Here is a 7,823-nt window from a genome sequence, read left to right as displayed (position 1 = left end):
CTCAATTGCGGCACGATTGGACGTGGGCATGGTTCGTCTGGTTGAGGTAGTGCTCAAACCAGGGTCACGGGCCTGCCCACCCCTTGCAACGCTGGCCGCTGAGCGGAACGTCTGAGGTGCGCGCTCACCCCCGGCTACGCCGGGGTTGAGGTCCCCAGGGATTTACACCAACACAGGGGACGCAAACAAAGCCAGGCTAGGGCCTCTCTGAGGTTCAGCTCCCGCCGTGCCGCCTCCTCCAGCAGCGCATCCAGCCGGCCTCGGATTGCCGGCAGCCGCAGCCGGGTGAGCATGGCCTCCAGCTCCTCGGTCGGCACCGGTGCTGTTGCCGGTGTGGATCGATTGCGCGGGTTGGTACTCATGCCGCCACCTCCCCGATCAGCTCGGCATAGACGGCCAGAGGCCGGGCCAGTTCAGAGCTGCGAACGGCCCGCCGCTCCTGCTCCGGACCACGTTTCTCGCTGGCGTCCCGCAGCGATCGCACCGCCTCGCGCTGCTGCCGCTGCGGCACCAGGCCATCCCAATGGCCGTCGATCACCTGGCGGCTGCGGCTGCCGGGCTGCTGGCGCCTGTGCTCAGCGACGATCCGGCCGCCATGGCGGATCAGCACCTGTTGATTGCGCACCAGCACGCTCACCCGCTGACGGATCAACGTCTGCGGCGCTGAGTACCAGTTCGCCTCCACCTCCACGCAGCAGTCGCTGTGCACGATCCGCACCAGCTCCCGCTCCGCCAGGAACGACGGCTTGGCCTCCAGCGGCTGCAACGCCTGGGCTTCTGCGCGCACAAACCGCTCCAGCGGCGCCTCACCGGTGGTGCCATGCACCCGCAGGTCGGCCACCTCACGGGTCCAGCGCACCAGATGGCCCTCCAACTCCGCCCAGCTGATGAACTCCCTCCCGGCGATGGCGTTTCTTTTGACGTACGCCACCCCGCGCTCGTCCTTGCCTTTCGTCCTGGCCCGGTACGGGCGGCAGGCACGGGGTTTGAATCCCCAGTAACTGGCGAACTCCTCCAGCCGCTGGGCGAACACCAGGATCTGCCGCTCCGGATCGTGCTGGCTGACCAGCGCACGGGCGTTGTCCACCAGCACCTCCTGCGGCACCCCGCCCCAGTAGCGGAAGCCCTCCTCCAGGGTCTGGAGCCAGTGGTCCTGCTTCTCGCTGCGAAACGCCCGCACCAGCAACCGGCGCGAATAGCCCAGCGTCAGTACCGCCAGGTGCACCCGCACCCGCTCGCCGCTGATGCTCACCAGGCACTGGCCAAAGTCAGCCTGCAGCTGCCGGCCGGGCGGCGTCTCAAACCGGACTGTGGCCAGGGCCGCGTTGCGCAGCTCCTGCCGCCACGGCTCCACGGCACGCTCCACCGTGCGCAGGCTCACCTCGATGCCCTTCTCGCTGGCCAGCTCCTGCCGCACCACATCGGCGTTGCCGCGATGGGCCAGAAACCGCTGCCGCAGCCACTCCCTTTGGCCATCGAGAACCGAGTTGCGGCAGGGCTTTCCGTAGGGCTGCCAGCCACCCTGCCGCAGATACTTGCGCACCGTCTCCGGCGAACAGCCCAGTTCCCTGGCAATCCGCCGCCGACCCCAGCCTGCCGCTGAAAGCCGCTGCATCGCCTCCACGTCCTGAGGGGTCTGCACCTCCTTCTCCACAGCCATCGGCTCCAGAGATGGCGCCCCTCCGCTCCCCTTGTCGCACTGCCTGGCTCGCTCCACGGGGTGGACCAGTTTTCGTGTCGCCTCCGGGCCAGTTTTCACTGTCGCCTGACACCTGAGATCGTGCGCCAAGGCTTTCAGGAGCTATTGGAAGCGGAGGTGTCCGCTGCCATCGGTGCCCAGCTCCATGAACGCCGGCCAAACGAGCGAGCCACCCATCGCAACGGCTATCGCGAGCGTGTGCTCACCACCCAGGTGGGCGACCTCACCTTGGCGATCCCCAGGCTCCGCCAAGGCAGCTTCTTCCCCAGCTGTCTCGAGCCGCGCCGCCGCATCGACAAAGCTCTCTACGCCGTGGTGATGGAGGCCTACACCGGCGGTATCTCCACCCGGAAGGTCGACGCCCTGGTGGAGGCGCTGGGCGGGGCCAGCGGTATCTCCAAATCGGAGGTGAGCCGCATCTGCCAGGGGCTGGATGAGCAGGTGAAAGCATTCCTGCAGAGGCCGCTGGACCATGCATCCTTCCCCTACGTCTACCTGGACGCCACGTACCTCCACGGGAGGCTGGGCCGCAACATGCAGGTGGTGTCGCGGGCCGTGGTGGTGGCGATCGGCATCAATGCCCTCGGCTACCGCGAGGTGCTGGGCATTGCCGTGGGCGACAGCGAGACCGAAGGCTTCTGGCGCCAGTTCCTGGGATCGCTCAAAGAGCGTGGCCTTGATGGCACCCGCCTGGTGATCTCCGACGCTCACCTCGGGCTGACGGCGGCGATCAAAAGGATGTTCCAGGGTTGCGCCTGGCAGCGCTGCCGGGTGCACTTCCTGCGCAATCTGCTCAGCCATGTGCCAAAGGCTGGCCAGGACATGGTGGCTGCCGCGATGAAAGCAGTATTCGTGATCCAGGCGCCTGATCAGGTGCGGGCCCACTGGCAGCGGGTCACCGAGATGCTGCGTAAACAGTTCCCCAGTGCTGTGTCCGTGATGGAAGCCGCCCGTGAAGACGTGCTGGCGTTCCTCCACTTCCCGCAGGAGCACTGGCGCAAGGTCTGGAGCACCAACCCGCTCGAGCGCCTGAACAAAGAAATCAAGCGCCGCACCAACGTGGTCGGAATCTTCCCCAACGACCCAGCCATCATCCGCCTGGTAGGCAGCCAGCTGCTGGAGCAGCAAGAGGAATGGCAACTGGAGCGCCGCCGCTTCTTCTCCGAGGCCACCATGGCCAAGATCCCGGAGCCCAAGGAGCCTGAGAATCTGCTGGAATTCTCCGATGGCGATCCAGCTGACGCAGCATCGGCAGCCACGATCTGAACCCGCCAGCGCGGCTGGCTCGATCTACACGAATTCCCACGATCGCAGAGTTGCAAATTCAGCGATCAGGGTTCATACTGGATGAACGGATCCGATCAGTAGGCTCCGCAGCAGTCAGCCTCTGACTGCACCTGTTCACCCTCCCAAGAGGGTCACAGGACCTCCCGAGTTACACCACTCGGAGGGGCGCTACCGTCATACCAGTCCCCCCCTGCGTTGTAAGCAGGTCTCATGAATAGACTCACATCGGGACGTTCTCTGGATGAATGGCGAGAACCAAGAAAACACTGTTGGATCTCTCCTGCAGTACTCAGCTGCTGCTGTGCAATCTTATTGAGCTCCTGAATCTTCTTTCTATCATCCAGAATAATAGCTGTTCGTTCATTGACTCTACTAGCCAAGTCCTGAACTTCTTGTATCGGGGAGAGGCGAAGAAAAATCTCTTCATCAAGACGTTGGCCTGCATCTGACGCTCTTTTCGACCTAAGAACAGATGTGAACTCCTTCTCTAGCGCAAATCCAGCAATGGCGTTGATCACAATGCCGGCAATAAAGGTATAGATAAGGCTATTAAGCATGCTCTCGTAGAAGAGGGCCAGCTCCTTGAATTGAGGCTCGGCTGCCCATGTCATCGTTACTATCTCTTATCCATCTCTACACGTCCTTGCCAATAACTCCTGGCATAGCGCTTGAGCGAGACGCGCTCCGCGACATTGTTGGGCATTAAGAGCTTAATTGTATTTGGACGCTTCGCCAGAAGTGCCGCACGAGCAGATATGGGGGTTGCCAATGTTGCATCAGTGTAGGCATCCCCTAATATGCTTGTCAGATTCTCCTCTGATGATAAAGTGTTATCAGGAGAGTCTTTTGATTGCCATTTGAAGTGAGCTCCCCACCGCTTCATATAACTAATAACCTCAGAGTGCTGCCTAGCCGATGAATTTGGGCTCAGAAAGTCCGTGATGAAGGTCGCTTCGCGCAGGAAGTCATTATGAAGCTTGTTAGCAAGTGCGAATGTTAGATTATTAGCCAGGTGAGATGCCACGAAGATCGAGACAACCACGATGAGGCTGTAGCCAGTAGAAAGCGAAAGAGCCTGTATCGATATTGTTGCTCTTTCTTTGCTACGTCTATTGTGGAGCAATGCAAATGCCGAATAGACAACATAAGCAAGTAGAATGTTAATGACACCATTCAGCAAAGCTTTTTGCGCAAGAGCCAAAGCATCCGTATAGTCTAGTCCAAGCAGATAGCGGTAAGCAAGATAGTAGAGGGGGCCGCCGATAAAAAGCCAGAACAAGAAGTCGGCAATAATAATGTGCCCCTTTTGTAAGAGTGCCCCGCCATGACGACCATTAATAAGGAGTGTAAGGACAAGTACTTCCAGTAGAAAGATCAAACAAGCGTATGGATGCCCCCACAAATACACTGTCGCCAGGCTTGCTGGGATTGCAACAACAAACCCCCACCAACCGCCAGCAAAGAAAAGCGTCATGAGTGCAATACTCATGCCGAATACCAAGCTGACTCCCAAGTAAAGCGGGTAAGGGTTTAAGTTAACGATTGTCGCAAGGCAAGCTACCAAGATGATAAGCCAAGGCATGTGACGCATGAGAGAGGGTACCTTAAGCATCATTTGCTCAGTCCTACTTTACGTTGACTGTATGGCATGGCTTGAGATACAATCCTTGGTGGGGTATGCATAGAACTACCTTCCATCGTACGATCGCAGCCCCCAAAAGAACCTGCAGTGCGCGCGGAACTGCAGGCATTATGCAGATACACACTTGGTTTCACTTATGTATTCATCACTCAGTCGGCTATCAGCAGCGAGAGCAGGTCTTGGGATGCATAGACATCACGATAAAAAGTCAGTTGTTCACTCTTGAAGTAGCAGCCGCCGCGGTGCCCACGCCGCACCCAGCATACCGTACCCTTGGCAAGAGTTTCACCACTCCTATCGTCAAGGCAGTGCCATTCGAAATGCACAAACTCACCCCAGAACATCACAATGGGCCAACACATGGTGACGTTTGGCTGAGCAATCAAAGCCCACCAATGACGCTCTCGTTCCGCCTGCTGAGTTAAACCATAAAAAGGACCATCTTGACAGAAGTAAACCAAATCATCTCTGTACTCGCCACGGAGGAGATCAGCTCGAGCTCTACGTAATGCTTCACAGTGAGTAGGCCACCACTCTTTATTTTCCTTCTCAATCGTAGCTGAGTCATACAGCGCGTCAATCGCTGGTAGCTCGCTTTCCTTAAGAGCATTGAAGGCATCAGCCTGCTGAATCAGTTCATCACCAAGTTGCTTGGAAACAAGGCCTGGCCTCGAAAAGTCTGCGGACATGCCCGAGTAGTAGTTACGTGACATAGTATGGTACCGATGGAATGATGATTGTGGCGGTAGCTTGATTAGTCCTTAGGCCTTAGATCTAATCTGCTTTAGCTTTCCAAATGCGCCAGCAGCTTTATTGAAACCGCAATAAGCACAGGTGAACAGGAGAAGCTCTTCTATCTCCTCAAAACTAGATCCTTGTTTCAGCGCCATGTTCACGTGCGCTTCGAATGGCATTCCAGGTCCGTCCAGCGACTGATTCGCAACATCAAGCGCGATCGTAATCAGAGCTTTGGTCTTTTGAGAAATGATCGGCTTTCCCCAGACTTCACCACATACTCGTACACAGAGCTCACCAAAGAGATCATTGATGTCATGAAGACCTTGCTTAAGATCTTGATCGCTTGTGACAGCATTGTTCATGAGTGGAAAGTCGTTAGTTGTCATAGCCTAAGGTGAAGTTGTCATTTGGCCATAGTATCATGCTGAGTTCGTAACAATTCTTCCCGTCAATCCATTCGTACTTTGTTTGATCTACATATTGTTCAATAAGGAAGATACCAAGTCCACCAACACGTCGCTCATGAACCGGTTGGTTGGTGTCGATGGGATCTCTCTGATTGAAATGAGGATTAAACTGAATCCCAGTATCTTGTGTGCGAAGAACAAGCCAGACTTGTTCATCGAGCCTGCGATAAATCATGGATACCTCAAGCTGTGCATGCGCGCCTCGACTGGATTGATTACTATCCGAGGCCTTTACGATGTTAGAAACCAGCTCCTCACAGGCAAGCCGAAACTTATAAGCACGAGACTGGTCCTTAATTATGGCGCCAATTAACTCCTTTGTGAAGTCAATGAAAGCGTCCCAGAATTCCATCGAAGCAGGCTTCTCGATTGAGCCTAGCGCTGTGTCGCAAGAAGAGATATCCATTGCATTCTAAATATCGTCTTCACTGGCTACAATAACAATTGCCTGGGAAAGACCTGTCTTTGCAACGGTTTCTACGATCTGCTCCGAAGCACCTACAAGGAAGAGGCGTGATGTGTGCGGCATCTTCTGTTTTGCAAACACGATGGCACGCAAGCCTGCGCTGCTCACAAAGTCTACTTCAACAAGATTGAGGCGCAACTGCGCGAGTAGGTGCAGTTCAAGCTCTGTCAGCTTTCTGAGTAATTCCGGAGCAGTTTTTGTATCAACATCACCAACAAGCACGAGAGTGGCATGAACATCACCTTGGACGACATCAATTGAGAGAGCCATAGTCTGAATGTTTGAGTGTGGTTAGGAGCGTGTAATCACGTCTCGATGTGAGACGCTGAAAAGACAGTGACAGATCTTTCACCAACTAGAATCCCGTGGCTTTCAAACACACATGGCTTAGTGGCGTATGGATTCTGCTGATCACCAGTATTAAAATGAAGTTCCCAGCGGTACTCTGGGGGCAAAACAGGCAGATCAAACCAAGTGGAGTAGTGCGCCATATTCGTGGCAACATAGACTACGTCCATGAGCTCAGTGCCTGGATGATCGCAACTCATCAACCAACCTAATTGCCTGGAGCTAGCCGACCAATCGACCTGCCAAGGCGCTGTGCCATGAAAGCTACAACTTGGTAGATAACGACTGCCTAAATGATTAAAGTTGTTGATGCGCAGGCAAGGGTGACTATGCCTAAAATGGATCAGTGCTTGCGTGAACTCAAATAAGAGATGATTGCTTTCACAAAGGCGCCAGTCAACCCATGTCAATGGCGAATCAATGCAGTAGGCATTGTTATTTCCATGCTGAGATCTACCAAACTCATCTCCCATGAGGAGCATTGGTGTTCCTCGGCTCGTCATTAACATGCTGAGTGCATTCATCGACTGCTTCGTACGCAATGAAAGAATACCAAGATCATCAGTCCACCCTTCTGCCCCACAGTTCCAGCTATAGTTGTCATCTCCGCCGTCATTGTTGTTTTCGCCATTGGCCTCATTGTGCTTTTCGTTAAATGAGACGAGGTCGACCAGCGTAAAACCGTCATGGCATGTTATAAAGTTTATAGACGTGGCAGGCGAGCGCCCATTCCACTGATATAGGTCAGGTGAACCCTGAACTCTTTGAGCCATTTCGCCAACTTGACCTTCATCTCCTTTCAAAAACCTTCGAGCTGTATCCCTGTATTTTCCATTCCATTCGGACCAGCGTCCAAATGCAGGAAATGTACCTACTTGATATAAACCGCCTGCATCCCAGGCTTCGGCAATCAATTTACACGATGAAAGAATTGGATCAAACGCCAGTGATTCCAGCAATGGTGGATTGCTCAGTGGCGCACCCCAAGGATCCCTTCCAAGAATGCTTGCAAGGTCAAAACGAAAGCCATCAATATGATATTCAGAAGCCCAATAACGCAAGCAATCTAGGACAAGATTCCTTACGCCCGGATTATTGCGATTGAGAGTATTTCCAGTGCCACTAAAGTTGAAATAATAACCCTCCGGTGTTAGCATGTAGTAAATCTTGTTATCA

At 54.7% G+C, this 7,823-nt stretch carries 9 protein-coding genes and 1 pseudogene; 1 reads left to right on the top strand and 9 read right to left on the bottom strand.

All coding sequences use genetic code 11. The annotated features are described in order from the left end of the window. Window positions 1-134: 134 nt before the first annotated feature. Together KBY78_RS14075 and istA are read right to left on the bottom strand one after the other, a co-directional pair. Window positions 135-362, bottom strand: coding sequence for a hypothetical protein (locus tag KBY78_RS14075; protein ID WP_255144112.1), 228 nt, complete (start codon window positions 360-362; stop codon window positions 135-137). Next, window positions 359-1,717, bottom strand: coding sequence for an IS21 family transposase (gene istA, locus KBY78_RS14070; RefSeq protein WP_255144109.1), 1,359 nt, complete (start codon window positions 1,715-1,717; stop codon window positions 359-361). The genes KBY78_RS14075 and istA overlap by 4 nt, the downstream gene beginning before the upstream one ends. 3 nt (window positions 1,718-1,720) lie before the next feature. Here istA and KBY78_RS14065 point away from each other — a divergent pair, with 3 nt between their 5' ends. Next, complete coding sequence (locus tag KBY78_RS14065) at window positions 1,721-2,965, top strand: IS256 family transposase (protein WP_399215940.1); 1,245 nt, start codon at window positions 1,721-1,723, stop codon at window positions 2,963-2,965. 152 nt (window positions 2,966-3,117) lie between these two features. Here the strand turns inward: KBY78_RS14065 and KBY78_RS14060 are convergent, their stop codons facing one another. The 7 genes and pseudogenes from KBY78_RS14060 to KBY78_RS14030 all read right to left on the bottom strand — a co-directional run. After that, on the bottom strand, window positions 3,118-3,597 hold the full coding sequence (locus tag KBY78_RS14060) for a hypothetical protein (RefSeq protein WP_255144108.1): 480 nt from the start codon (window positions 3,595-3,597) through the stop codon (window positions 3,118-3,120). A 5-nt stretch (window positions 3,598-3,602) separates the two neighbouring features. Further along, the gene (locus tag KBY78_RS14055) at window positions 3,603-4,475 is read right to left on the bottom strand and encodes a hypothetical protein (protein WP_255144106.1); all 873 of its coding nucleotides are present in this window, start codon (window positions 4,473-4,475) and stop codon (window positions 3,603-3,605) included. 302 nt (window positions 4,476-4,777) lie between these two features. After that, the gene (locus KBY78_RS14050; RefSeq protein WP_255144105.1) at window positions 4,778-5,317 is read right to left on the bottom strand and encodes a hypothetical protein; all 540 of its coding nucleotides are present in this window, start codon (window positions 5,315-5,317) and stop codon (window positions 4,778-4,780) included. 72 nt (window positions 5,318-5,389) lie between these two features. Next, window positions 5,390-5,728, bottom strand: coding sequence for a carboxymuconolactone decarboxylase family protein (locus KBY78_RS14045; protein WP_255144104.1), 339 nt, complete (start codon window positions 5,726-5,728; stop codon window positions 5,390-5,392). Window positions 5,729-5,741: 13 nt separating this feature from the next. After that, window positions 5,742-6,239: an ATP-binding protein gene (locus KBY78_RS14040; protein WP_255144103.1), complete on the bottom strand. Its 498-nt coding sequence runs from the start codon at window positions 6,237-6,239 to the stop codon at window positions 5,742-5,744. Window positions 6,240-6,245: 6 nt separating this feature from the next. Beyond that, window positions 6,246-6,569: an STAS domain-containing protein gene (locus KBY78_RS14035; protein WP_255144102.1), complete on the bottom strand. Its 324-nt coding sequence runs from the start codon at window positions 6,567-6,569 to the stop codon at window positions 6,246-6,248. Between the two features lie 35 nt (window positions 6,570-6,604). After that, window positions 6,605-7,823 (bottom strand): annotated as a pseudogene (locus KBY78_RS14030) (alpha-amylase family glycosyl hydrolase); the annotation flags it as partial.

The sequence above is a fragment of the Synechococcus sp. EJ6-Ellesmere genome (assembly GCF_024345875.1).
Classification (GTDB): Bacteria; Cyanobacteriota; Cyanobacteriia; order PCC-6307; family Cyanobiaceae; genus Regnicoccus_A; species Regnicoccus_A antarcticus.
Note: the sequence above shows the minus strand (reverse complement) of the source record. Positions and strands in the feature narration are given on the sequence as shown.